The sequence below is a fragment of the Pseudaminobacter soli (ex Li et al. 2025) genome (genome assembly GCF_003012705.1).
In the GTDB taxonomy this organism is placed as follows: domain Bacteria; phylum Pseudomonadota; class Alphaproteobacteria; order Rhizobiales; family Rhizobiaceae; genus Pseudaminobacter; species Pseudaminobacter soli.
In genome coordinates, this window is the sequence record NZ_PXYL01000004.1 from 1 (window position 1) to 21,339 (window position 21,339).

Below are 21,339 nucleotides of genomic sequence, written 5' to 3' on the forward strand. Positions count from 1 at the left end.
GCTTCTTGGGCATCTTGCGCACCCAGATCGGCGCCAGCGTGCAGTTCTCCAAAATCGTCAGATGCGGGAACAGGTTGAAGTGCTGGAACACCATGCCGACCTCGCGGCGCACCTCGTCGATCTTCTTGAGATCGTTGCTCAGCTCCTTGCCGTCGACGATGATCTTCCCCTTCTGGTGCTCCTCCAGCCGGTTGATGCAGCGGATCATGGTCGACTTGCCCGAGCCGGACGGGCCGCAGACGACGATGCGCTCGCCGCGCATCACCCTGAGGTTGATGTCCTTCAGGACATGGAACTCGCCATACCATTTGTGCATGCCGACGATGTCGACCGCCACGTCGGTGTCCGAGATGTGCATCTTGCCGGCGTCGACCCGGATCTCGTCAGCCCGGACTGCATTTTCTGTGGCCATCGGCCAATCCCCTATCGTTTATGACCGGTATCGAGCCGGCGTTCCATATAGATCGAATAGCGCGACATGCCGAAACAAAACAGCCAAAAAATGAATCCGGCAAACACCAATCCAGTGATCGGCGTCTGCGGCGAAGCCCAATTGGCGTCGGAAAAGTTCTGGCGGACGATTCCGAGCAGGTCGAACATGCCGATGATGGCCACCAGGCTCGTGTCCTTGAACATTCCGATGAAGGTGTTGACGATACCCGGAATCACCAGCTTCAGCGCCTGTGGGAGGATGACGAGGCCCGTCGTCTGCCAATAAGTCAGGCCGAGCGATGCGGCACCCTCATACTGCCCTTTCGGAATGGCCTGCAGACCGCCGCGCACCACTTCGGCCATGTAGGCTGCTGCGAATATCGCAACGCCGATGAGCGCACGCAGGAACTTGTCGAAAGTCATGCCGGCCGGCAGGAACAGCGGGAACATGACGCTCGCCATGAACAGCACCGTGACCAGCGGCACGCCGCGGATCGTCTCGATGAAGATCACGCAGACGAGCTTGATGACCGGCAGTTTCGAGCGCCGCCCCAGCGCCAGCAATATGCCGAAGGGCAGGGAAACGGAAATGCCCACGATCGACAGCACCAGCGTGACCATCAGGCCGCCCCAGCGCGCGGTCTCCACAAAGGGCAGGCCGAACACGCCGCCCACCAGCAGGGCGAAGGCAATAAAAGGAAACACGCCGAACAGCAGCACGGCATTGAGCAGCTTGCGGGGCACGCTGGGGATCAGCAATGGCACCAGCAGGGCCAGGAAGATCGCGCCGGCCAGCATCACCCGCCAGCGCTGGTCGATCGGGTACTGGCCGAACATGAACTGCTGGAACTTCGCTCCCACGAAGGCCCAGCAAGCGCCCGACCAGCCATCCGGCTGGATGCCGCCCTGCGCAACAGTCGCGCAATAGCTGCGGTCGGTGCCGGTCCACTGGGCGTTGATGAAAGCCCAATCGATCACCCTCGGCAGGATCATCGCCACAATGACGAGCCCGACCAGGGTCAGGATCGTATCGGGCACGGACGCGAACAGGTTCTTCCGCAGCCACGCCACCACGCCCTGTTCCTTCGATGGCGGCCGCTCGTCGGCAGCCATCTCGGTACGCGCATAAGCGAGATTCGTCTGCTCCATGGACCTACCTCTCCACCAGCGCCATCTTGGCGTTGAACCAGTTCATGAAGCCGGACATCACCAGGCTGAGCCCGAGATAGACCACCATCCAGATCGCGACGATCTCGATCGCATGGCCGCTCTGGTTGAGGATCGTACCGCCGATATGCACCAGATCCGGATAGCCGATGGCGATTGCCAACGACGAGTTCTTGGTCAGGTTGAGATACTGGCTGGTGAGCGGCGGTATGACGATGCGCAGCGCCTGTGGAACCACCACCAAACGCAGCGTCGGACGCCGCCGCAGGCCGAGCGCATAAGCTGCCTCCGTCTGCCCCTTGTTCACCCCCAATATGCCCGCCCGCACGATCTCGGCGATGAAGGCGGCGGTGTAGAAGGACAGCGCCAGATAGAGCGACAGGAACTCGGGCCTGATCTGGGTGCCGCCGAGCAGGTTGAAGGTGGATTTCTTCGGGAACTCGAAGGTCAGCGGAAAGCCTGCTGCCACGAAGGCGAGCAGCGGCAATCCGACCAGCAGCGCCACCGACGTCCAGAACACCGGAAACTGCTCGCCCGTCGCCGCCTGCCGTTGATGCGCGCGTCTGGCGACGAACCAGCACAGCCCGACCGCCAGCAGGAAAGCCACCGGGATCAGCCAGGCGCCCTCGCCCCAAATGGGAGCCGGCAGGAAGAAGCCGCGATTGTTGAGCCACGCGCCGAAGGGCAGAGCGATGCTTTCCCGCGGCTGGGGCAGCGCCGACAGCACGCCGAGATACCAGAAGAAGATGACCAGCAGCGGCGGGATGTTGCGGAAGATCTCGACATAGACCATGCAGATCTTGCGGATCAGCCAGTTTTCCGAAAGCCGCCCGACGCCGACGAGGAACCCAATGATCGAGGCCGTGATAATGCCGGTCACCGCCACGACGGCGGTGTTGACCAGCCCCACCACCAGCGCCCACTTGTAGGTGTCGTTGGACGAGTAACTGATCAGCGTCTCGCTGATGTCGAAGCCGGCCCGACTGTTGAGGAAGCCGAAACCGGAAGTAATGTTCGAGCGTCGCAGGTTATCGACGGTGTTGCCGAATATCCAGTAGACGAAGGCTACCAGCAAGACGAACAGGACGGCCTGATAGATCAACCCGCGGATTCGCGGGTCATTGATAAAAGACGCGCCTGCCCCGCTGGCATCGCGAGGCATTTCTTGCGAAACCATGGTGTCTCCTTTGCACGGAGAACAAGCGGGAGGCGCCAGGCGCCCCCCTTTAATCTAGCGCATCCTCAACGGATGGGCATGGCGTATTGCAGACCGCCTTTGGTCCATAGTGCGTTCAGGCCGCGCGCGATCTTCAGCGGGCTGCCGGCGCCGATGTTGCGGTCGAAGATCTCGCCATAATTGCCGACGCCCTTGATGATCTTGACCACCCAGTCATTGTCGAGGCCCAGACCGGTGCCCAGCGTGGTGCCGGCCTCGGCGCCCAGCACGCGCTGGATGTCGGGGTTCTTCGAGCTCTTCATCTCGTCGACATTGGCCTGGGTGATGCCATACTCCTCGGCCAGGACCAGGGCGTTGTACGTCCACTTGACGACGTTGAACCACTTGTCGTCGCCCTGACGGACGGCGGGCGCAAGCGGCTCCTTGGAGATGATCTCGGGCAGGACGATGTGATCGTCGGGCGAAGCGAGGGTCAGGCGGATCGAGTAGAGGCCGGACTGGTCGGTGGTGTAGGCGTCGCAACGGCCCGAATCATAGGCCGCGTTCGCTTCCTCCAGCTTCTCGAACACCACGGGGTTGTATTCGAGGTTGTTGGCCTTGAAGTAGTCAGCGAGGTTGAGCTCGGTGGTGGTGCCGCTCTGCACGCAGACCGAAGCGCCCGAGAGCTGCAGCGCCGAGGTGACGCCCGGCAGCTTCTTGGCGTTGATCATGAAGCCCTGGCCGTCATAGTAGTTGACGCCGACGAAGGTGAGGCCGAGCGCGGTATCGCGGCCGAGCGTCCAGGTGGTGTTGCGGGCCAGAAGGTCGATCTCACCCGACTGCAGCGCCGTGAAGCGCTCCTTGGCGTTGGTAGGCGTGAACTTGACCTTGGACGGGTCGCCGAAGATAGCCGACGCGACAGCGCGGCAGAAATCGACGTCGAAACCCTTCCATTCGCCCTTGTCATCCGGCGCAGAGAAGCCGGCCAGGCCGGTGTTGACGCCGCACTGCACGAAACCCTTGGCCTTCACATCGCTCAGCGTATCCGCGGATGAAACCGAAGCGGCCGAGGCCGCCAGTCCCAGAACAGCGGCGCCCAAGATGGCTTTCACGTGATTTTTCATTCCCGCTTACCCTCTTTGATTTGTTCTTGTTCCCCGCGAGAAAGCGTCAGCACCGTTCCGGCCCACTTCCTGGAACGTCATCGCACACAACTTGCGCTTGCTGTGCTCCCATTCACGAATTTGCATCGAAAGCGATATTTGCTGCTAGGTCAAGTGTGATGGCTCAGCGCTGCGGAAATTGGAAAAATGCGCGCGATAAGAGCGCCTTGCGACTCTAGTTACAGGGCGTCCGTACTTTCCCGGGAGGAAAGTTTTCCGGCTATCTTTCTCCCGCTGGCACCGGCTAGGGCCGCTGGCGCAAAAGACTCCCGCTTTTCCTGGATTGCGCTGCAAGGTTCACGGCCTTATGCCTGTGCCGCTCTCATTAAAGCAGGACGACATGGCCAAGCGAGATTTCACCAATACGGGTATCCACACGCGGCTTGCCCACGCAGGGAACGATCCGCACGACTACCACGGTTTCGTCAATCCGCCTGTGGTGCACGCCTCCACGGTGCTGTTCCCCAATGCGGCCACCATGGCGAGCCGCGCGCAGAAATACACCTACGGCACACGCGGTACACCGACCACCGACGCGCTTGCTCAGGCGATCGACGCCCTTGAAGGCTCGGCCGGCACCATCATCGTGCCGTCGGGCCTGGCGGCCGTCACCGTGCCCCTGCTCGCCTTCCTGGCGGCGGGCGACCATGTGCTGATCGTCGATTCCGTCTATGCGCCGACGCGCCACTTCGCCAACACCATGCTGAAGCGGCTGGGTGTCGAGATCGAATATTACGATCCGCATGTCGGCGCCGGCATATCTGCGCTGATGAAGCCTAACACCAAGGTCGTCTTCACCGAATCGCCCGCCTCGAACACCTTCGAGGTCCAGGACATTCCCGCGATTTCCAAGGCGGCGCACGCCGGCGGCGCCATCGTGATGATGGACAACACCTGGGCAACGCCGCTCTATTTCAAGCCGCTCGACCATGGCGTCGACATCTCCATCCATGCGGCGACGAAATATCCGGCCGGCCATTCGGACGTGCTGCTCGGCACGGTCTCGGCCAACGCCGCCTGCTGGGAGCGCCTGCACGAAGGTTTCCTCACGCTCGGTACCTGCGCGGCGCCCGACGACGTCTACCAGGTGCTGCGCGGCTTGCGCACCATGGGCGTGCGGCTGGAACGCCATGAGCAGAGCACGCTCGAAATCGCCCGCTGGCTCGAAACCCAGCCGGGCGTGGCGCGCGTGCTGCATCCGGGCCTCGAAAGCCATCCCGACCATCGGCTCTGGAAGCGCGACTTTTCCGGCTCCAGCGGCATCTTCTCCGTCGTCCTTCAAGGCGGCGGCCAGAAGGAGGCGCATGCCTTCCTCGACGCGCTTGAGATTTTTGGCCTCGGCTATTCCTGGGGCGGCTATGAGAGCCTCGCCGTGCACGTCTATCTGGGCGACCGCGTCGTGGCGAAGGGCCCCTATGAGGGTCCGCTCATCCGGCTGCAGATCGGCCTCGAAAACGTTGAGGACATCAAGGCCGACATCGCCCGCGGGCTCAAGGCAGCGCGCGAAGCGTAACCGCGAACGCGTTCGACACCGTAGGTGCCGCTGCAGCAAGCGGCACCTCCCAATGCGCCAGATCAAGACAATCGTAAGCTTTGTCTGCAACAATATCGCCGTTTCGGTAACTATCGGCGACTCGAACATGTGGCCACCGCGCTCTCAACCGCTGGCCGGTCTGGCCGTTTTCTTCATTCTGATCTTGTGCCTTCTCGCCGGAGGCGCACGCGCCGAAGAAACCGCTGAGCCCCGCCTGGTCAATGTCGGGGTCTATGTCAGCCCGCCCTTCGTGGTCAGCCAGAGCGACGGCTACTCCGGCATGGCGATCGACCTGTGGGAGAAGGTGGCCGGCAGGCTCAAGGTGGTCTCCGATTACCGCCAGTTCCAGAACTATGGCGAGCTCGTGGATGCGGTTTCGAAAGGCGCCGTCGATGTCGCGGTCACCAATCTGACCATCACGGAAAGCCGCGCCAAAATCGTCGACTTCACCCATCCGTGGTTCGATGCCGGCCTTCGCATCATGGTTCCGGACAATGACGGAACCAGCCCCTCGGAGGTGTTCGGCAGGCTGGCGGATTCGGGTCATCTCAGGACCTATGCCTGGATTGCCGTCTGCATATTCCTGGCCACGATGTTCATGACCCTGTTCGACCGCCGGTTCGACATGGACTTTCCCACCAAATGGCGCGACGGACTGGCCGAGAGCTTCTACCACGTGATGTCGATAGCGACCTCGGGCAAGACCAACCGCAGGAACCTGTTCGGCTGGCTGGGCCGGGCCTGGCAGGCCATGTGGATGGTGTGCGGCATCGCGATAATCGCCTACCTCACCTCGTCCATAGCCAGCGTGATGACCGTCGCCGAGCTCAGCAATGAGATCAACAGCCTTGCGGACCTTCGCGGCAAGGTCGTCGGCGTGCGGGCCGGCAGCGTGTCCGAAGCCTATGTGAAGAAACTCTACATCACCACCAAGCCTTACGATCACATCGACGAAGCCGCCGCGGCGCTGGCCCGCGACGAGGTGGACGCGGTGGTCGCCGACAGCCCCGTCCTCGAATATTTCGTCTTCACGCATCCGGACATGCATCTCAAGGTGATCGGCAACACCTTCCAGCCGGACAAATACGGCTTCGCCTTCACCGTCGGCAGCCCCCTCACCCGGCCGGCCTCCATCGCCGTCCTCGCCGCGCAGGAACGCGGCGATCTGGAGGCCATCAGGTCGCGCTATTTCGGCTTTGCGCCCTGACCACAGGAGGACAGGACGGCGATCCGCCTGCCCCCTGGATCGATGAGGGCGCGGATGGCCCAGAACTCTACCGCTATTTTGTAGCCGAACTCGGCAAACTTGGCCTCGCCTACACTCACGTCATTCACAACGGCGATGAGCGGGGGCCAGGCCATCCACGCGACCAGATCGGCGCCGACTTGGCCTCGGGATTGGCCGACCTGGAGGCCCGTGGGCACCAATGCGCCGATGAACAAGGCGGACTGACCTTCTTCGGCGGCGACGCGCGAGGTTACACCGACTATCCAGTGCTTGCCCCGCGGCCGCCTAACGCGCGCGAACTTCCCGTCCTCACCCAAAATCCTTGGACGACTCGTCGGAACCCAGCCTGTCCGTTCGTTCATACATCGAAGGCAGTGCGACCGGCACGCCCGAAGACCATTACAGGAGAAGCCATGACGCGGTACTTGGTTGCTATTCATCACCCCGACGACTACGACCCGTCCGCCGCGGAGGAAGAAGCGATGTCCCGCGACATCGACGCGCTCAACGACGAGATGAAGGTTGCCGGCGTCAGGATTTTCGTCGGCGGCCTGCGCCCGGCAAGCAGTGCGACTGCGCTGCGGGCGCAGCCCAATGGTGAGGTGATTGTCACCGACGGGCCGTACCTGGAGACCAAGGAACATGTGGGCGGTTTTTGGGTACTGGAAGTCGCGGACCTGGACGCGGCTCTGGCGTGGGGGCGCAAGGCCGCCGTCGCCTGTCGGGCTCCGGTCGAAGTGCGCCCACTTTACTGACCGGAGCAACTGTCGGGGCACGTGCCGTTCGTGCGTCCTCGCCGAGCACCCAATAGAGAAACCCGCCCCGGAGACCGGGGCGGGTTTAGTCACTGAAGTCACATGCGGACCATGCCGCCGAAACCGTGGAGCCTATAGTTTACGCCGAAACGCATGGAGTTGGCGCCACGGTCGACTTTTGTGCGACGGCCATCCGCTGCGGCGCAATCAATATCCCTGGTAGTATCCCGGATAGCAGGCGCCATAGTAGCCGTAGGTATAGGGGTTGCAGTAGGAATACGGCACGCCAAAACCATACCAGCCCCAGCCGTAGTCGCTATTGTCGAAGCCGCCGCCTCCTTGATTATTGAAGCGGTTATTGAAGAAGTGCCGATTATGGGAGAAGCGGCCATCATGGCGTTCACCGTGGTGGCCACGAGAGCCTTCGCCGTGGAAGCCTCCCATGCCACTGAAGCCACCACCAAAGCCGTGATCACCGCCACCGAAGCCGCCGCCGCGTCCGCCACTAAAGCCGCCTCCGCCAAAGCCGTGACCGCCGCCACCGAAGCTACCGCCACCATAGCCGCCGCCGCCACCAAAGCCTCCGTGACCGCCTCCACCGCCGCCAAAGCCGCCTCCGCCGCCGTGACCGCCGCCGCCACCGCCGCCAAAGCCGCCACCCCCGCCGCCACCACCACCGTGGACAAACTGCAGGCCGCTGCCCAAGCTGTCAGCGGACTTGCGCACCAGAACGGCTGGTTCAAATTTGCCCTGGCAGGCCGCCGCGGCGCAGGAACTATTCCACGTCTGGCCATCTGCTACGGGCTCTAAGGAATGTGAGTTGGAGATGCTGTCTGCAAAAGCAGAAGTGCCGATGAGCGCTCCAATGCCCAGCAATCCCGAACAAGCGAGTGTTGAGAGGTAGTGTCTCATTGTCTTCTCCAAGGGAAATTGTCCGTCAAGAGCTCTAGGCCTGGCGACGATCGTGGGGAGGATCGACCTCTGCGCGATGATCGTGAGGGATGGCCCTCAATCGGACGTTGCGAGCGAACGCGTCGCAAACAAGAAAGTTCCCTGGAACGGGACGTTCTTGAGTTCACTTCATGAAGGTGCCGCCCGTCCCGGACATCATGGCCGGCCGCATTCCTCCGGGGGATATGATTCTTTCAAACCAAAGCGGGCGATCATCTGGGCCGAGCCTCTGCTCGGTTGGAGATGCTTCTCCATCGGGGAGATCAGCGCTTGGCGTAGCGCGCGGCGCTTTTCGCGGGACTTTTGCGCCGCCAATTGCCTCATCATGGCATTTGTTCCGTTTTCGCCTTTTATGGGCTTGCGTCCTAAGGCCTTGAACACTATAGCCCCCATGGACTCGGAGTGTAGCGCAGCCTGGTAGCGCACCTGATTTGGGATCAGGGGGTCGCAGGTTCGAATCCTGCCACTCCGACCATCGAACGTACCGATGAGGAAAGCATGTCCGCGCGCATCTTCAGCCCCGCCAAGACGGCAATGCAGTCGGGTAAGGCCAAGACCGGCCTCTGGGTGCTCGAATACGATCCCGCTTCGCCGCGCAAGATCGACCCGCTGATGGGCTACACCAGCTCCCGCGACATGAAGAGCCAGATTCGCCTCAACTTCGAATCGAAGGAAGAAGCGATCGCCTATGCCGAGAAATACGGCATCGAGTACCGCGTGCAGGAACCGAAGGAAGCCAAGCGGCGGCAGATTTCCTATTCGGATAATTTCAAGTATGACCGCAAGATGCCCTGGACGCACTGAGTCACACTCGACGCGTCCCGGCTGCCAATGGTTGTGGTCCCGTAGCTCAGCTGGATAGAGCACCGGCCTTCTAAGCCGATGGTCGCAGGTTCGAATCCTGCCGGGATCGCCAATAATTTCAATTACTTGCGCACTGTGCCGTCAGGATTTCGGCCTTCTGGGCGTTCGTGCCACCCTCGAAGTCGTCTGCCGGTTGCACAATTCAGCCCCTCAGGGGATCATCCGACGCTAGAGCAGTCGGAGGTGTGCCGTGAGCTTTGCATATGAGCCCGAGGCCTGGCGCGAGGTCTATATCATGCTCGGAGGGGCGGTGGCCGCACTGGCTGGCCTGCTGTTCGTCGCGCTATCGATCAAGATCGACGTAATCCGCCAGGTCCCGCGGTGGCGGACCAGAGCCTTCGGAAACATCTTCGCGTTTGTGGGACTGTTGATCGAATCCGCCTTGGTGATGATGCCACAGTCATCGGCATTGCTTGCGCTTGAGCTCATCGTGCTCAACGCATTCCTGCTTCTCTTCGTGCCGGTGCGTGCGATTGTGGATCTCTACCGCCAGCATGCCCCCATTCCCATGCCTCGCATGCTGGCCGGGATGGTGCTGTGGAGCCTCGGCGCCTTGGGTGGCCTCAGCCTGCTCATCGGTGCAGGCGGCGGCATGTACCTTGTGGCGGCCTCTTTCCTCGGCCTGATATGGCTTGGTGTGCTGAACGCATGGTCGTTCATCACCGTGGATGATGTGCCGGTCCGCGAGCCCGGCAGTGTCTGATCAGGACCTTAAAGATCGAACTCGGCCTGTCCCTCGTCGAGGGCGTTCAGCACCTCGGCGGCCAGCGCGCGGGTGATGCGCGTCTTCTGCTCCAGGGCTGCCCTGTCCAGCCGGTCGACCACGCCGATCGCCGTCGACAGCGAGCGTTCAATGCGCCGGACCAGATATTGCACCACGGCCGGATCCACCTCGATCTGGCGGTCGGCGAACAGCTTGGTGATCACGCCTGCCAGCAGCAGGTCGTCGGGCTCATCGATCTCGATCGTTGCCGCGGCCTTCAGGCGCGAGGCGAGGTCCGGCAAGGTCACGCCCCAGGCGCTGGGGAAACGGCGGGCGGTGAGCAGCAGCGTCGAGCCAGCGCCGCGAACCTGGTTGATCAGATGAAACAGCCCGTTCTGGTCGAGAACGCCGGCATCGGCGTCGTCGATCAGCACCGGCTGCGCGGTGTCGCGCGCGCCCAAATGCGCCTCTATGTCGGAGGCGGTCAGCGGCAGCGCGCTGGACATGTCGCGCCAGATGGTTGCCAGATGCGACTTGCCGGAGCCGGCAGGCCCGGCGAGCACGACCACGGGCGCCGGCCAGTCGGGCCAGCGGTCGACCAGAGCCACGGCCTGCTCGTTGGCGCGTGACTCCACTAGATCGTCGCGGGAATAGCCAGGCGTATGGCCGAGATCGAGCGGCAGCTGGCGCGGTGTTTCCGTTTCGGCCATGAGTCTACAAATTCAATTGCTTGCGTTCTTGCCGCCCCTGGATTGCGTCGGCGTGGCCTCGGAGGCCTCGCTATGCCCCTTGTAGAGCGGCGATTCCAGATAGCGCGAAATTGCGAAGCGCACCAGCACCGCGACAGCCGCGGCCGCCGGCACGGCGATGAGCAGGCCGACGAAGCCGAAAAGCGCACCGAAGGCAAACAGCGCAAACATCAGCCACACCGGGTGCAGCCCCACGCTCTTGCCGACAAGGCGCGGCTGCAAAATGTTGCCCTCGATGAACTGGCCGGTGAAGAACACGCAGGCCACGGCCACCACCATGATCCAGTCCGGCCAGAACTGGACGAAGGCAAGGCCCACCGAAAGCACCAGCCCGACCAGCGAGCCGACATAGGGAATAAAACTGATCAGGCCGGCGAACAGGCCGATCAGCACGCCGAACTTCAGGCCGGTCAGCGTCAGGCCAGCAGCGTAGATCAAGCCAAGGATGAGGCAGAGCGTGCCCTGCCCGCGAACGAAACCGGCCGTGGCGACATTGATTTCGGAGGCGAGCTGGCGAACCGTGTCGACGTAATCGCGCGGCACCCAGCTGTCGATGGTGGCGATCATGCGGTCCCAGTCGAGCAGCATGTAGAAGGCCACCACCGGCGTCACCACGAACAGGCTGGCTATGGAGAACAGCGCCATGCCCGAACTCCAGATCGACTGGAAAACCGTCGTCAGGAATCCGAATCCGGTGGTCAGCAGAGAATTCAGCCCTTCGCGCAGGCTGTTGGCATCTACGCCGAAGCGCTGCTCGATCCATTTGGGATCGTAGCTGGTGATCAGCCCCTGCAGCCGGGTCAAATATTCGGGCAGCTTGGCGATGAAATCGGTGAGCTGCGAGGCCAGGATGGGAATCAGGATGACGAGGCCCAGCACCAGCACGATCAGGAAGGCGACCAGGATCAGGATCGTCGCCATGATGCGCGACAGGCCGAGCCTTTGCAGGCGGTCGGCCACCGGGTCGAGGAAATAGGCAAGCACCATGCCGGCCACGAAGGGCAGCAGGATGCTGCTGAACAGGTAGATGAACAGCGCCAGCCCCACCGCCGCAATGATCCAGAAACGGATCTGCCTGCGGAAAGCGGCCGCCATCTCTTCCTGTTGCGTCACTTCAATTGTTTGGAGTTTCGCTTTCGCCATAGCCGTTCATGTGCCTAAGCCAGTCAACGAGATAGGCTGCGGCCGAAGTGACGGTCAAGAGCCCGGACAGCAATATCAACCCCATGCGGACAAGACCGTATTGGGTCTGGAAGGCAAGTTCGGCCAGCACGAAGGCGGCCAGCACGATCTGAACGGCGGTATTGGCCTTGGAAACGAACAGCGGCTTCATCGCCACGGGGTTACCGATGACCGTGGACAACACAACCGCACAGATGATCAGCGCATCGCGCGACACCGCCGCGATCACCAGCCACAGCGGCAATTCGCCCATGATGCCGAGCACGACGAAAACGCTGACGAGCAGCAGCTTGTCGGCCATCGGATCGAGATAGGAGCCAAGAACCGAGCGCTGATTGAAATGCCGCGCCACGAAGCCGTCGACCGCATCCGAAACGCCGGCGATCAGGAAGCCGGCAAAGGCCCAGTCGGTGCGGCCGACAAGCAGGGCATAGATCACGCCCGGCACCAGCAGGAACCGCAGAATCGTGATCATGTTGGCGATCGTCACGACGTCATTGTCTCCCTCTCGTTGCTCGATACATGGTCGAGACTACCGCCGGCTGCAAGATGCCAGCGCGCGCGTTTGCGCTCTCCACCAATTTCGGCCGCAAAATAGTGGCTGTCTTGCCGCTCTTCTTGCGGCCCCGGGCGTATCATGCGAAGAGCCGGGCTATATCTTACAATGCAGTCGCGCGGGCCGCGCGCCTGAACGGCAACGACCAAAAGGAATGGCCATGAGCGAGCAGAAGAACGGGCTCACCTATGCGCAGGCGGGCGTCGACATCGACGCCGGAAACCTGATGGTCGAGAAGATAAAGCCGCTGGTGCGCTCCACCCGTCGCCCCGGCGCCGACGGCGAGATCGGCGGCTTCGGCGGCCTGTTCGACCTCAAGGCGGCCGGCTTCACCGACCCGGTGTTGGTGGCGGCCAATGACGGCGTGGGCACCAAGCTCAAGATCGCCATCGAGGCCGGAAAGCACGACACGATCGGCGTCGACCTCGTCGCCATGTGCGTCAACGACCTCGTGGTGCAGGGCGCCGAGCCGCTTTTCTTCCTCGACTATTTCGCCACCGGCAAGCTCGACCCGGACCAGGGCGCGGCAATCGTCAGCGGCATCGCCGAAGGCTGCCGCCAGGCCGGCTGCGCGCTGATCGGCGGCGAGACGGCTGAAATGCCGGGCATGTACCAGGAAAAGGACTACGACCTTGCCGGCTTTGCCGTTGGCGCGGCCGAACGCGGCCAGTTGCTCCCCACCGACGACATCGTCGAGGGCGACGTTCTGCTCGGCCTCTCCTCTTCCGGCGTTCATTCCAACGGATTCTCGCTGGTGCGCCGCATCGTGGCGGCGAGCGGGCTCGGCTGGAACGACCCCGCCCCCTTCGCCGATGACCAGACGCTGGCCGAAGCGCTGCTCGAGCCGACGCGCATCTATGTGAAGTCGGTGCTGCGCGCCATCCGCAACACGCACGGCATCAAGGCGCTGGCGCACATCACCGGCGGCGGCTTCCCCGACAACATCCCGCGCGTGCTGCCGGCCGATTTCTCGGCCGAGCTCGACCTCGACGCCATCGACGTGCCCCCGGTCTTCTCGTGGCTCGCCAAGACGGGCGGCGTTGAAGCCAACGAGATGATGCGCACCTTCAACTGCGGCATCGGCATGATCATGGTGGTCGCCTCCGGCCAGGCCGCACAGGTGGCTGCGGTGCTGCAGGAAGCCGGCGAGACGGTGGAGCCGATCGGCCGCATCGTGCCGCGCCGCGACGCCGGCGTCATCTATCGCGGAACCATCGCGCTATGACCCAGGCCCGCAAGCGCACAGTTGTCCTCATTTCCGGCCGCGGCTCCAACATGGCCGCGCTGATCGATGCTGCCGACGACAGCGCCTTTCCGGCCGAAATCGTCGGCGTGATCTCCGACAAGGCTGGTGCGGGCGGACTTGGCGTTGCGGCAAGCAAGGGCATCGCCACGCGCGTCGTCTCGCGCGGCGATTTTCCGAGCAAGGAAGCGCATGACGTGGCGATCGATGCAGCGCTCGTCGAGCTCGGCGCCGAGATCGTCTGCCTTGCGGGCTATATGCGCCTGCTGACCACCGGTTTTGTCGAAAAATGGCAGGGCCGGATGATCAACATCCACCCCGCCCTCCTGCCTCTGCTCAAGGGGCTGGACACCCATCAGCGCGCGCTGGACGCCGGGTTTCGCATCCATGGCTGCACAGTGCATTTCGTAACCGCCGCGATGGATGATGGCCCGATCATTGCGCAATCTGCCGTGCCCGTGCTGATCGGCGACGACGAGCGGACCCTGTCGGCCCGCGTCCTGGGCGCCGAGCACGCTCTCTACCCAATGGCCCTGCGCCTGGTGGCCGAAGGCAAGGTCCGGATGGAAGGCGGCAGGACCGTTTTCAGCGACTTCGAATCGCCGAACCACAACGGCCTCGTCACCTCCCCCGGCCCGTCGAGCGAACCGGTCGATCTCGAGGCGCTGGCCCGCTTCACGCCTTAAGGCCCCTGCCCTAAGTAACCGGAGGTTGCGAGCCCGGAGAGTTGCATGAAGAAGGAACTGCTTCTCCTGCGTCATGCCAAGTCGAGTTGGGACAATCCCCAGCTCCAGGATTTCGACCGGCCGCTGGCGCCGCGCGGCCGCCAAGCTGCGCCCCTGATCGGAAAAGCCATCGAGGCGCGGGGCTGGCACCCGCTGATGGCGCTGGTTTCATCTTCGGCGCGGACGCGCGAGACATGGCAGCTGGTTTCGGCCGGCCTCAAGCACGCCCCCAGCCCGACTTTCCGCGACTCGCTCTACGAGGCCTCGGCGGAGCAATTGCTGGCGGAGGTGCATCGAACGCCCGAAATCGTCACCACGCTCCTCGTGCTCGGTCACAATCCGGGGCTGGAGGATTTTTGCTCGCGGCTGGCAGGCAATGGCTCCGATGAAGACGCGATGAAGCAGTTGCGGAAAAAGTTCCCGACCGCCGGCCTTGCCCGGCTGGAGTTCACCGGCCGCTGGGACGAGTTGCAGTTCGGCGGCGCACAGCTGCTCGAATGCCTGCGGCCGAAGGATCTGGCCTGACCGCCTCGCAAGACAGACCGTCAGTGGATGGTCACCGTCTCGCCTGACTGGCAACTTTCGCGTTCCATCTGAAGCGTGGTGTGATGCAGCTCGAATTTTTCCTGCAAAGTCACCTCAATGGCGACCCGCACCACATCCGGATCCGCTCCATTTGCCAGCACCGCATGCGCGGTGAGCGAGGGCTTGCCTTGCGTGATGGCCCAAAGGTGCAGGTCATGGACAGAAGCAACGCCCGGTACGCCGATGATGGCAGTCTCGACATCGGACAACACCATGCCCGGCGGAACTCCCTCGAGCAGGATGTGGAGAGACTCCTTGAGCAGCCTCCAGGTGCGCGGGAAAATGATGAAGCCGATGCCCACCGCAACCAGCGAGTCGACCCACAGCCAGCCGGTCAGCCAGATGACGGCCGCGCCGAGGATGACGCCCAGCGACCCGAGCATGTCGGCCCAGACCTCCAGATAGGCGCCCTTCACGTTGAGGCTTTCGTCCTTGTGGCTCGTCAGCAGCCGCATCGAGACCAGGTTGACCACCAGCCCGACCACCGCGATGACCAGCATGCCCAGCGAGGCGATCTGCTCCGGCTCGAACAGCCGCACATAAGCCTCGTAGAGAATGTAGAAGGCGACGCCCAGCAGGAGCAGCGCGTTGAAGGCTGCGGCCAATATCTCGAAGCGAGCATAGCCGTAAGTGCGCAAGAGATCGGCCGGACGACGGCCAAGATGGATCGCCAGAAGCGCGATCGCCAGCGCCATCGTGTCGGTCAGCATATGCATGGCGTCGGAAATCAGCGCCAGACTGCCGGTGACGAAGCCGCCGATCAGCTCGACCAGGAAATAGAAGCCGGTCAGGCCAAGCGCCATCCACAGGCGCGACGCCGGCGTGCTCCTGATGTCGCCGTGCTGATGGTCGCCGCTCATCCAAGTCTCCGGTCCGGATTCTCAATATAGGCTAGACCTATATGGACGGCGGTTCAAAGCCCTCGCCTGTGACTTTGCCGTTTGGCTCCTTCTGCAGCAGAAAATCGATGACCGCCCGTACCGCGGGAAGCTGTCCGCGCTTGTGCGGCGTCAGGATCGTCGTCGTCACGTGGCCGGCGGTCCATGCCGGCAGCACCCGCACCAGCCTTCCCTGGCGCACCCACTCAGTCGATATCAGCTCCGGCAGGCAGACGATGCCGAGGCCGGCCTCGGCCGCCATCAGGAGCGGCACGGATTCATCGGCATGGAGCCGGGGCTGGGGCGCGACCTCGACCGCCCGGCCATGCGCGTCGTGCAATCGCCAGGCTTTCATTGCGATGTTGCTCATCAGTCCGTCGTGGTCGGCCAGCGCCTCGGGAGTTGCCGGTTCCCCGCGCTCGGCAAGATAGGATGGCGCCGCCGCTAGCGTAATCGGCTCCTCGCTCATCCGCCGCTGCACCAGATCGGAATCCGGCAGCGGCGCAAAATGGCTGCGGAGCGCGATGTCGAAGCCGTCCTGCACCAGGTCGACGAAACGGTCGGTAACATGCAGCTGAATCCGCAGCTTCGGATACCGGCGCGCCAGCACCGGCAGCCGGTGCCCCAGCCGGAACCTTGCATCCGGCACCGACGCTGTGATCCGCACGATGCCGCTCGGCTCCGCAAGTCGCCGCTGCACGACCGTCTCGACCGCCTCCGCCTCGATGATCGCCGCCCGCGCGTGGTCATATACGTCGCGACCGACATCGGTGAGCGTGAAGTTGCGCGAGTTGCGGTGGATCAGTTGCGCGCCAAGCGACGCCTCAAGTGCCGCGACCCGCTTGCTGACGGTGGATTTCGGGCAGCCGAGACGCCGGGCGGCGGCGGCGAAGCCACCATGATCGACCGCCTGGGCGAAGAAATGGAGGTCATTTAGATTCAGCATGAAAGTCTACACATGTGGACATTTGGTTTCAAAGTGCCTGTCTACAGGACGAAAGTCCACGCTTGTATACCCGTCGCATCAACGATGGAGAACCAACATGAACACGACCTCCGAACCGATCTTCACCTCCGGCTTCCCGCTCGGCTCTTCCGCGGGGCTGGTCGCCGCCTTCGAATGGCTGGGCCAGCCCTACCGCCTGACCCGTGTGGACATGATGGGCGAGATGCGCACCGAGGCCTACAAGCGGTTGAACGGGCGCGTGGAGACACCGGTGCTGATCACAGAGGAAGGCCGCGTGCTGACCGAGACGATGGCGATTGCCCTGTGGCTGGAGGCGCGGGACACCGAGCGCCGCATCAGCTTCGAACCGGGCAGCCCGAAGGCCGACAGGCTGCACCAGTACGTCGCCTTCCTGAACACCGGTTTCACCGGCGCCTTCGTTCCGATGTGGGCCGCCCTTGAAGCGGAACATGCCTCGGAAGAGGAGCGCGAGACGCTGCGCAAATTCGGCCGCAGCTTCGTCACCAACCGCCACGAGCAACTCGAGGCGATGATCGGCGACAGTGACTACCTGCTCGGCGACCGGCCGACGTTGGCCGATGCGGTGTTTGCCGGCGTGGCGCGCTGGGCGGATTTTCACAAGGCGGTCGATCCGCGCGACTATCCGCGCATCCTGGCGCTGCGCAACCGCATCGAGGCCGACCCCGCATTTCGCTTTGCACTCGCGATCGAAGACGGCAAGACGGCCACCGGCAGCGGCGCGATGAAGGGGCTGGTCCCGCTCGCCGACGTTCTGCGCGGCACGGGTGCCGCGCTGGCCGCCTGAAGCCGGCCTGAAAATAAGCTATGCGCCAACGCCGGTGGCGCATAGCTGTTTCCACGCAGTCGAGACCGATCTTGCGGGTCGATCTGGCCCTACGCCTGCCGCACCCACACCTTGTTGTCGTGCACGGCAGCACCACCATAGGGCGCTGGCGCGTCCGAGCCGGTCAGCACATTGATGCCCTCGCCGCGCTCATGGGCGTAGTTCGGCCAGATGCCCTCGGCGATCACCACGCCGCGCTTGATGTTGTCGAACAGCCGCGCGTGCAGCACCACCTCGCCACGATGGTTGCCGACCTCGACGCGGTCGCCGGTCGCCACGCCAAGCGCTGCGGCGTCTTCCGGGTGGATCAGCAATTCCGGCCTGCCCTCTTTCTCGCGCGACACAGGCGTCTCGGCGAAGGTGGAGTTCAGAAAATTGCGCGCCGGCGAAGTCGCCAGGCGGAACGGATGCTCGGCATCCGCCACCTCGATCAGCTCGACATGGTCCGGGAATTCCGGAAGCTGGTTCACCGGCCCGAATATGCCCATGCTCTTGGGCGGCTTGTTGGGCGCGATGCCGCCATTCCATTGCGGCTTGAAGCGGAATTTGCCGTCGGAATGCCCAAATCCCTTGAGGAAATGCGCATCCTCGAATTCCGGCTGCATATCGACCCAGCGGCTGTCCTTCAGGCTGTCGAAATCACCCAGCCCGCGCTTGGAAAGCATATGGTCGATGTGCTGGCGCTCGGTCAGGCCAAAGCCCGGCAAATGCGCCACGCCCAGGCGCTTGGCCAGTTCCTCGATGACATAGTGGTTGGTGCGCGGCCCTTCTGGCGGATCGATCAGCTTGGGGCCAAGCGTGATGTGCTGGTTGCCGCCGCCCTTGTAGATGTCGTCATGCTCGAGGAACATGGTTGCCGGCAGCACCACGTCGGCGAGCCTCGCCGTATCGGTCATGAACTGCTCGTGCACGCACGTGAACAGGTCGTCGCGCAGGAAGCCCTGCACCACCAGCCGCTGCTCGGGCGCGACATTGGCCGGATTGGTGTTCTGGATCAGCATCGCCGTCACCGGCGGGCCGCCATAGAGCGCATCCTCGGCCTCGGTCAGCACCGGCCCGATGCGGGAATGGTCGAGATAGCGGACGTTCCGGTCCCGCAGCTTCGTGCCTTCCAGAAGCTCCGCATTAAGCTTGTAGATGCCCGAATTGGAGTGGAAGGCGCCGCCGCCCTCATATTGCCAGGCGCCGGTGACCGCCGGGATCGACGCCACCGCGTGCATGTTGACCGAACCGTTGCGCTGCCGCGAAAAGCCGTAGCCGAGCCGGAAGAAGGTCTTCTTCGTGGTGCCGACCAGCCGCGCAAAAGTCTCGATCTCCTCGACCGACAGCCCGGTGATCGCAGCCGCCCATTCGGGCGTGCGCGACTGAAGATGCGCTTCCAGCCCCTTCGGATCGTCCGTGTATTTTTCGAGATAGTCGCGGTCAGCCAGCCCGTCGCGGAACAGCACATGCATCACCGCGCAGGCCAGCGCGCCGTCGGTGCCGGGCTTCAGCACCAGGCCCATATCGGCCTGCTTCATGGTGGCGTTTTCGTAGATGTCGATGACCACGATCTTGGCGCCGCGTTCCTTGCGGGCCTTCACCGCGTGGGTCATGACATTGACCTGCGTGACGACCGCATTGGTGCCCCAGATCACCACGCAGTCCGACTTGGCGATCTCGCGCGGATCGGAACCACGCAGGGCTCCGGTGCCCATGACATAGCCAGTCCAGGCCAGGTTGGTACAGATCGAGCCGAAGAAGCCGGAGTATTTCTTCGCATGGCGCAGGCGTTCGATGCCGTCGCGCTGCACCAGCCCCATCGTGCCGGCGTAGAAATAGGGCCAGACCGTCTCCGAGCCGTATTTTGCTTCCGCCGCAATGAACTTTTCGGCGACGAGATCGAGCGCGGCTTCCCAGCTCGCTTCCTTCCAGTTGCCCTCGCCCTTGGCGCCAGCGCGAACCAGCGGCTTCATCAGGCGGTCGGGATGATGCACCCGGTCGGCATAGCGCGCGACCTTGGCGCAGATCACGCCGGCCGTATAGCTATTGTCCTTGGCGCCATGGATGCGCCCGATGCGGTTGTTGTCGAGAAGCTCGACATTGAGCGCGCAGGTGGACGGGCAATCATGCGGACAGGCCGAGTGGCCGATGCGGATCGAGGCGTGCTGGTTCATGCCGCCTGTTTAGCCCCATTTACCGCCGCGGAATAGAGCCAGCCATCGGCTTCGGCAGACAGCAGATCGATCAAACCAATTAGCCTTGACTAATCAATAAGTATCCGCTAATTGTTTTCTCATGATCGAGACCGCACCCATCACGACCGTCATGCGCGCGCTGGCCGACCCGACGCGGCGGGCAGTGTTCGAGCGGATCGTGTCCGCCGATGAAATCACCGTCGCCGAGCTCACTCGCGGCAGCGGCGTTACGCAGGGCGCGATCTCGCAGCATCTGAAGTCACTGAAACAGGCCGGGCTGGTGGCCGAACGCCCCGAAGGCCGCAACGTTTACTATCGCGCGGAGCCAGAAGGGCTGGCGCCACTGTTCGACTGGATGAGCCATTACGGCGTCTTCTGGCGCAACCGCTTCGCCGATCTGAGAACCCTGCTCAAGGAAATCGACCCATGAACGACATGAGCCCCAAGTCCGACACGCAAGACATCGTGGTGGAAGAGGTGTTTCCGCACGCGCCGGAGACGATCTGGAAAGCCTTGACCAGCGGCGCGCTCATCGCCCGCTGGCTGATGGAGCCCGTCGGCTTCGAGCCCGTGATCGGCAACCGCTTCACCTTCCGCACCACGCCGGCCGGCCAGTGGGACGGCACCATCCATTGCGAGGTGCTGGAGGCGACGCCAAACCGGCGCTTCGCCTATTCCTGGAAAGGCGGGCACGCCAGCAATGACGGCTATGGCTCGTGGCTCGAAACGGTTGTGACCTGGGCGCTCGAACCCACCGAGGCCGGAACGCGCGTGACGCTCATCCATGCCGGCTTCGAGATGCCGCGCAACGAGACCGCCTACCGCAACATGAGCGGCGGGTGGAAGAAGGTGGTGCCGAGGCTGGGCGCCATCGCCGACGATCTGAACTGAGCAGCAAAGCGGCAGGACAACTGTCAACCGGGCGGCGGAAGCTGCCCGGCGAGGGACGGTTTGCGCCCTGCCCTAACAGGAGGAGAAGACATGACGAAAGCATATACGGGCGGCTGCGCCTGCGGCGAAATCCGCTACGAGGTAACGGCCGAGCCCATCGTGACCAATGACTGCCACTGCCGGCAGTGCCAGAAGGACAGCGGCACCGGGCATGGCTCCTACCTTACATTTCCGCGCAAGGCCGCCATGGTCCATGGCGAAGCCAAGAGCTTCGACTTCACCGGCGAACAGGGCATGGTGAAGCGCCGCGCCTTCTGCCAGACCTGCGGCACGCCGGTCTACATGCTGTTTCCCGACGTGCCGGACATCTTCGTGGTCAGGGCTGGCACGCTGGACGAGCCGGAGCGCTATCGGCCGCAGATGGTGACCTGGTCCGAGGCGGCGCAAGACTGGGACAGGATCGACCCGGCGCTGCCGGCTTTCGCCCGCATGCCGCCATCGGCGGGATAGAGCATCCCCCCGAACCGAAGGTCCGCGTCAGCGAAAAGTTGCAGGCTTTTCGGGATCATGCCCCAAAAACAACAGCTTA

At 63.3% G+C, this 21,339-nt stretch carries 24 protein-coding genes and 2 tRNA genes; 15 read left to right on the forward strand and 11 right to left on the reverse strand.

Annotated features, from left to right (window positions below; genetic code table 11):
• From C7I85_RS08820 to C7I85_RS08835, 4 genes are all read right to left on the reverse strand, one after another.
• The coding region (locus C7I85_RS08820) for an ATP-binding cassette domain-containing protein (RefSeq protein ID WP_146148844.1) at window positions 1–412 on the reverse strand (412 nt) is incomplete at its 3' end.
• A gap of 11 nt (window positions 413–423) precedes the next feature.
• Window positions 424–1,581 carry an amino acid ABC transporter permease gene (locus C7I85_RS08825; protein ID WP_106723620.1) on the reverse strand — a complete coding sequence of 386 codons (1,158 nt, stop codon included), beginning with the start codon at window positions 1,579–1,581 and terminating at the stop codon, window positions 424–426.
• Between the two features lie 4 nt (window positions 1,582–1,585).
• Window positions 1,586–2,776 carry an amino acid ABC transporter permease gene (locus tag C7I85_RS08830; RefSeq protein ID WP_106723621.1) on the reverse strand — a complete coding sequence of 397 codons (1,191 nt, stop codon included), beginning with the start codon at window positions 2,774–2,776 and terminating at the stop codon, window positions 1,586–1,588.
• A 65-nt stretch (window positions 2,777–2,841) separates the two neighbouring features.
• Window positions 2,842–3,879 carry an amino acid ABC transporter substrate-binding protein gene (locus C7I85_RS08835; RefSeq protein ID WP_106723622.1) on the reverse strand — a complete coding sequence of 346 codons (1,038 nt, stop codon included), beginning with the start codon at window positions 3,877–3,879 and terminating at the stop codon, window positions 2,842–2,844.
• 379 nt (window positions 3,880–4,258) lie between these two features.
• On the opposite strand from C7I85_RS08835, the gene C7I85_RS08840 reads away from it, so the two are divergent.
• Together C7I85_RS08840 and C7I85_RS08845 are read left to right on the forward strand one after the other, a co-directional pair.
• Complete coding sequence (locus C7I85_RS08840; protein ID WP_106724069.1) at window positions 4,259–5,431, forward strand: cystathionine beta-lyase; 1,173 nt, start codon at window positions 4,259–4,261, stop codon at window positions 5,429–5,431.
• 52 nt (window positions 5,432–5,483) lie between these two features.
• Window positions 5,484–6,659, forward strand: coding sequence for a transporter substrate-binding domain-containing protein (locus C7I85_RS08845; RefSeq protein WP_342587297.1), 1,176 nt, complete (start codon window positions 5,484–5,486; stop codon window positions 6,657–6,659).
• Here C7I85_RS08845 and C7I85_RS08850 read toward each other — a convergent pair.
• Window positions 6,638–6,895 (reverse strand): hypothetical protein, encoded by a 258-nt coding sequence (locus tag C7I85_RS08850; protein WP_146148845.1) that lies wholly within the window; start codon window positions 6,893–6,895, stop codon window positions 6,638–6,640. The two genes, C7I85_RS08845 and C7I85_RS08850, sit on opposite strands and share 22 nt — an antisense overlap.
• 198 nt (window positions 6,896–7,093) lie before the next feature.
• Between C7I85_RS08850 and C7I85_RS08855 the strand changes: the two genes are divergently transcribed.
• From C7I85_RS08855 to C7I85_RS08880, 6 genes are all read left to right on the forward strand, one after another.
• Window positions 7,094–7,435, forward strand: coding sequence for a YciI family protein (locus C7I85_RS08855; RefSeq protein ID WP_106723624.1), 342 nt, complete (start codon window positions 7,094–7,096; stop codon window positions 7,433–7,435).
• A 339-nt stretch (window positions 7,436–7,774) separates the two neighbouring features.
• Entirely contained in the window at window positions 7,775–8,245 is a 471-nt protein-coding gene (locus C7I85_RS30935) for a hypothetical protein (RefSeq protein WP_181257127.1), read from the forward strand.
• A 539-nt stretch (window positions 8,246–8,784) separates the two neighbouring features.
• Window positions 8,785–8,861: transfer RNA gene (locus C7I85_RS08865), tRNA-Pro, on the forward strand.
• A 23-nt stretch (window positions 8,862–8,884) separates the two neighbouring features.
• Complete coding sequence (locus C7I85_RS08870) at window positions 8,885–9,190, forward strand: ETC complex I subunit (RefSeq protein WP_106723626.1); 306 nt, start codon at window positions 8,885–8,887, stop codon at window positions 9,188–9,190.
• 35 nt (window positions 9,191–9,225) lie between these two features.
• Window positions 9,226–9,302: transfer RNA gene (locus C7I85_RS08875), tRNA-Arg, on the forward strand.
• A gap of 138 nt (window positions 9,303–9,440) precedes the next feature.
• Entirely contained in the window at window positions 9,441–9,953 is a 513-nt protein-coding gene (locus C7I85_RS08880; protein WP_106723627.1) for a hypothetical protein, read from the forward strand.
• 8 nt (window positions 9,954–9,961) lie between these two features.
• Here the strand turns inward: C7I85_RS08880 and hdaA are convergent, their stop codons facing one another.
• From hdaA to C7I85_RS08895, 3 genes are read right to left on the reverse strand one after another with little or no spacing between them, the layout of a single operon-like run.
• On the reverse strand, window positions 9,962–10,663 hold the full coding sequence (gene hdaA / locus C7I85_RS08885) for a DnaA regulatory inactivator HdaA (RefSeq protein ID WP_106723628.1): 702 nt from the start codon (window positions 10,661–10,663) through the stop codon (window positions 9,962–9,964).
• A 12-nt stretch (window positions 10,664–10,675) separates the two neighbouring features.
• Window positions 10,676–11,845, reverse strand: a complete 1,170-nt coding sequence (locus tag C7I85_RS08890; RefSeq protein WP_106723629.1) for an AI-2E family transporter — start codon at window positions 11,843–11,845, stop codon at window positions 10,676–10,678.
• Window positions 11,817–12,374 carry a CDP-alcohol phosphatidyltransferase family protein gene (locus C7I85_RS08895; protein WP_106723630.1) on the reverse strand — a complete coding sequence of 186 codons (558 nt, stop codon included), beginning with the start codon at window positions 12,372–12,374 and terminating at the stop codon, window positions 11,817–11,819. Before C7I85_RS08895 ends, C7I85_RS08890 begins: the two co-directional genes overlap by 29 nt.
• A 226-nt stretch (window positions 12,375–12,600) precedes the next feature.
• On the opposite strand from C7I85_RS08895, the gene purM reads away from it, so the two are divergent.
• Genes purM through C7I85_RS08910 form a run of 3 tightly spaced genes read left to right on the forward strand, consistent with a single transcriptional unit; the run spans window position 12,601 to window position 14,933 of the window.
• The gene (gene purM, locus C7I85_RS08900) at window positions 12,601–13,665 is read left to right on the forward strand and encodes a phosphoribosylformylglycinamidine cyclo-ligase (RefSeq protein ID WP_181257128.1); all 1,065 of its coding nucleotides are present in this window, start codon (window positions 12,601–12,603) and stop codon (window positions 13,663–13,665) included.
• Window positions 13,662–14,369, forward strand: a complete 708-nt coding sequence (purN, locus tag C7I85_RS08905) for a phosphoribosylglycinamide formyltransferase (RefSeq protein WP_106723632.1) — start codon at window positions 13,662–13,664, stop codon at window positions 14,367–14,369. The genes purM and purN overlap by 4 nt, the downstream gene beginning before the upstream one ends.
• A 45-nt stretch (window positions 14,370–14,414) precedes the next feature.
• Window positions 14,415–14,933: a SixA phosphatase family protein gene (locus C7I85_RS08910; protein ID WP_106723633.1), complete on the forward strand. Its 519-nt coding sequence runs from the start codon at window positions 14,415–14,417 to the stop codon at window positions 14,931–14,933.
• Between the two features lie 20 nt (window positions 14,934–14,953).
• Here C7I85_RS08910 and C7I85_RS08915 read toward each other — a convergent pair whose 3' ends face one another.
• Together C7I85_RS08915 and C7I85_RS08920 are read right to left on the reverse strand one after the other, a co-directional pair.
• On the reverse strand, window positions 14,954–15,853 hold the full coding sequence (locus tag C7I85_RS08915; protein ID WP_106723634.1) for a cation diffusion facilitator family transporter: 900 nt from the start codon (window positions 15,851–15,853) through the stop codon (window positions 14,954–14,956).
• A 37-nt stretch (window positions 15,854–15,890) separates the two neighbouring features.
• Complete coding sequence (locus C7I85_RS08920; RefSeq protein ID WP_106723635.1) at window positions 15,891–16,817, reverse strand: LysR family transcriptional regulator; 927 nt, start codon at window positions 16,815–16,817, stop codon at window positions 15,891–15,893.
• Window positions 16,818–16,914: 97 nt separating this feature from the next.
• On the opposite strand from C7I85_RS08920, the gene C7I85_RS08925 reads away from it, so the two are divergent.
• Window positions 16,915–17,643: a glutathione S-transferase family protein gene (locus tag C7I85_RS08925; RefSeq protein WP_106723636.1), complete on the forward strand. Its 729-nt coding sequence runs from the start codon at window positions 16,915–16,917 to the stop codon at window positions 17,641–17,643.
• 89 nt (window positions 17,644–17,732) lie between these two features.
• Here C7I85_RS08925 and C7I85_RS08930 read toward each other — a convergent pair whose 3' ends face one another.
• On the reverse strand, window positions 17,733–19,838 hold the full coding sequence (locus C7I85_RS08930) for a molybdopterin-containing oxidoreductase family protein (RefSeq protein WP_106723637.1): 2,106 nt from the start codon (window positions 19,836–19,838) through the stop codon (window positions 17,733–17,735).
• Window positions 19,839–19,959: 121 nt separating this feature from the next.
• Between C7I85_RS08930 and C7I85_RS08935 the strand changes: the two genes are divergently transcribed.
• The 3 genes from C7I85_RS08935 (at window position 19,960) to C7I85_RS08945 (ending at window position 21,260) form a co-directional block, all read left to right on the forward strand.
• Window positions 19,960–20,289, forward strand: coding sequence for an ArsR/SmtB family transcription factor (locus C7I85_RS08935; RefSeq protein WP_106723638.1), 330 nt, complete (start codon window positions 19,960–19,962; stop codon window positions 20,287–20,289).
• Complete coding sequence (locus tag C7I85_RS08940; protein WP_106723639.1) at window positions 20,286–20,750, forward strand: SRPBCC family protein; 465 nt, start codon at window positions 20,286–20,288, stop codon at window positions 20,748–20,750. The genes C7I85_RS08935 and C7I85_RS08940 overlap by 4 nt, the downstream gene beginning before the upstream one ends.
• A 90-nt stretch (window positions 20,751–20,840) precedes the next feature.
• Complete coding sequence (locus C7I85_RS08945) at window positions 20,841–21,260, forward strand: GFA family protein (protein ID WP_106723640.1); 420 nt, start codon at window positions 20,841–20,843, stop codon at window positions 21,258–21,260.
• Window positions 21,261–21,339 lie beyond the last annotated feature (79 nt).